This window comes from Streptomyces bobili, from assembly GCF_002154575.1.
Classification (GTDB): domain Bacteria; phylum Actinomycetota; class Actinomycetes; order Streptomycetales; family Streptomycetaceae; genus Streptomyces; species Streptomyces bobili.
In genome coordinates this window covers 1-2,417 of sequence record NZ_MUBA01000788.1, presented here as the reverse complement: position 1 = coordinate 2,417, position 2,417 = coordinate 1, and the positions used below count along the sequence as shown (strand labels likewise).

Annotated in this window: 1 protein-coding gene; it reads right to left on the bottom strand. The window is 74.9% G+C overall.

Features of this window, described 5'->3' with window-relative positions; genetic code table 11:
* Window positions 1-88: 88 nt before the first annotated feature.
* Window positions 89-2,242: a SpoIIE family protein phosphatase gene (locus BZL64_RS37630; RefSeq protein ID WP_086773450.1), complete on the bottom strand. Its 2,154-nt coding sequence runs from the start codon at window positions 2,240-2,242 to the stop codon at window positions 89-91.
* Window positions 2,243-2,417: the final 175 nt, after the last annotated feature.

The window sequence follows — 2,417 nt, the reverse complement described above, 5'->3', positions numbered from 1 at the left end:
CGTCCGGCCGGTCCCACGGTCCGGCCCTCCCTCGGGAGGGCCGGACCGGTCGCGTTCTCCCGCGACCTCCGGATAACCTGACCGGTCGTCAGCCCGCGTCCTGCGCCGACGACGCCCGCAGCAACAGCAGCGCCACGTCGTCGATCCGCTCCTCCGCGGCCGCGTAGTGCCCCACCAGCTCGTCGGCCAGTGCCTCCAACGGCAGATCGCCCGCCTCGCCCAGCCGCCGCCCCAGGTCGGCCACCGCGTCCTCGATGTCCACCCCCGGCGACTCGATCAGCCCGTCGGTGTAGAGGGCGAGTACCGAGCCGGGCGCCAGCCCGATCTCCGTCGTCGGATACGTGGCCTCCGCGTCGATGCCCAGCAGCGGGCCGCCCGCCAGGTCGAGGACGCGCACCCGTCCGTCGGGCCGCCGCAGCAGGGGCGGCGGATGCCCGGCCCGCGCCATCACCGCCCGGCCGCGCGCCGGGTCCAGCCGCAGATACAGACAACTGGCGAACAGCTCCGTGCCCAGGTCGATCATCAGCCGGTTGGTGCTGCGCATCACCTCGGCCGGTTCCTGCCCCACGGTCGTGTAGGCCCGTACGGCGGTGCGGAGCTGGCCCATCAGCCCGGCCGCCGTCACGTTGTGCCCCTGGACGTCCCCGATCACCGCCGCCGGCAGCGGACGCGAGGGCACCAGGTCGTAGAAGTCGCCGCCGATCTCCATGCCCCGGGTGGCCGGCAGATAGCGGGCGCTCGCCTCGATGCCGGGCAGCGAGGGCAGCGAGTGGGGGAGCAGAGCGGCCTGGAGGCCGTGCGCGAGCTGGTGCTTGGCGTCGTACAGCAGGGCCCGGTCCAGGGCCTGCGCGATCAGCCCGGCCAGGCTGGTCAGGACGGCGCGTTCGTGCGTGGAGAAGCTGCGCGGCTCGGTGTAGGCCAGCACGCAGACGCCCACCGGGCGGCCCGAGGCGATCAGCGGCAGGTAGGCCCAGGCCGCGAAGCCGTCGGGGGTGGCGTGCCGCGCCGGATAGAGGTGCTCCAGCTGGCGGCGGGAGTCGAAGAAGGCGGGAACTCCATGGGTGACGGCCTGCGTGCCGGGGGTGGGGGAGGCCAGCGGCATCCCGTCGAACCGCTCCACCAGGTGCGGATCGGGGTAGCCGTGGTGTCCCAGGACCTGCAGCCGGCCAGCCCGCGCCCCGAGGAGCGCCAGGGCCCCGCTGCCCACGGCCGGCGCGATCTCCTCGGCCACCAGCCGCACCACGTCCTGCACGCTCACCGTCTCGGTGAGCGCCCCGGCCAGGCTCAGCGCCTGCGACATCGACACCAGCCGGGGCGGGGCGGCGTCACCGCGTTCACCACCGGCCGGGCCCGTCACCGACACCGCCCGTGCCCGCACCACCCGCACACTGATCCCGGTGGCGCTCGGGTACAGCCGGAAGGACAGCCACTGCGAGGGCGGGCGCAGCGCCACGAACGACGTGACGTGCCGGCTGATCAGCGCGGCCCGGTAGCGCTCCTCGTACATCGGGTCGGCCAGCCACGGCACCGACGCCCACAGATGGGTGCCCAGCAGTTCGCCGACCGGCACCCCCAGCAGTTCGGCCGCGGCGGGGTTGGCGAACCCCACCCGCCCCGTCAGGTCCAGCGAACACAGCCCGTACGGCAGCCGAGCCACCAGCCGCGCCGCCTCCACCGTGCCCAGCGTGTCGGCGGTCCCGGCCGGCCCCGCGACCAGCGGATCGGCCTCGCCGCGCACCGGACGGTTCTCCGCCGCGGTCCGCTCCAGCCGCAGCGCCAGCCGCTCACAGGCCGTCTGGAGCTCGTGCCGTTCCCGGTCGGACAGCTCCGGCGGATGTGAGCCGGGCCAGGTCACGAAGACCGCGCCGTACACCTTCGAGGCGGTCGCCAGCGGCAGCGCGGCCAGCGCGAACGGATAGGGCAGGACCATGGCGATCCGCGGATAGGAGCGGGCCATCTCCTCCTCGCCGCCGACCCAGACCAACCGTCGCTCACGCACCGCGCGCGCGATCGGGATCGGCGCGCCGACACCGACCCGCTCCCAGGGCGCCGCGAAGGACCGGGGCAGTCCCGCCATCACCGCCATCTCCAGCACCGGCTCGTCGCCCGGCAGCAGGTAGACCGCGCCGGAGTGGGCCCCGACGGCGTCCATCATCGCCGTCAACGCCGGCGACAGCATCGGGCGGCCGGCCGGGTCCCCGGGCGCCCGGCCGGACCGCTGCCCGTCGGACACGGCGACCACCTCCTCGCCCGGCCGCGCGACCTCAGGCAATCAAATCTGCCCCCTGCGGGCCGCGAGCGCACTCCGGACGGGCCGAAGCAGCCTCTCCGGCGTTTTGAGGAGCGGGGGTTCGGGGGCCGGCCCCCGAACCCACGCTCCTCAAAACGCCGGAGAGGCTGCTTCGGCCCGTCCGGAG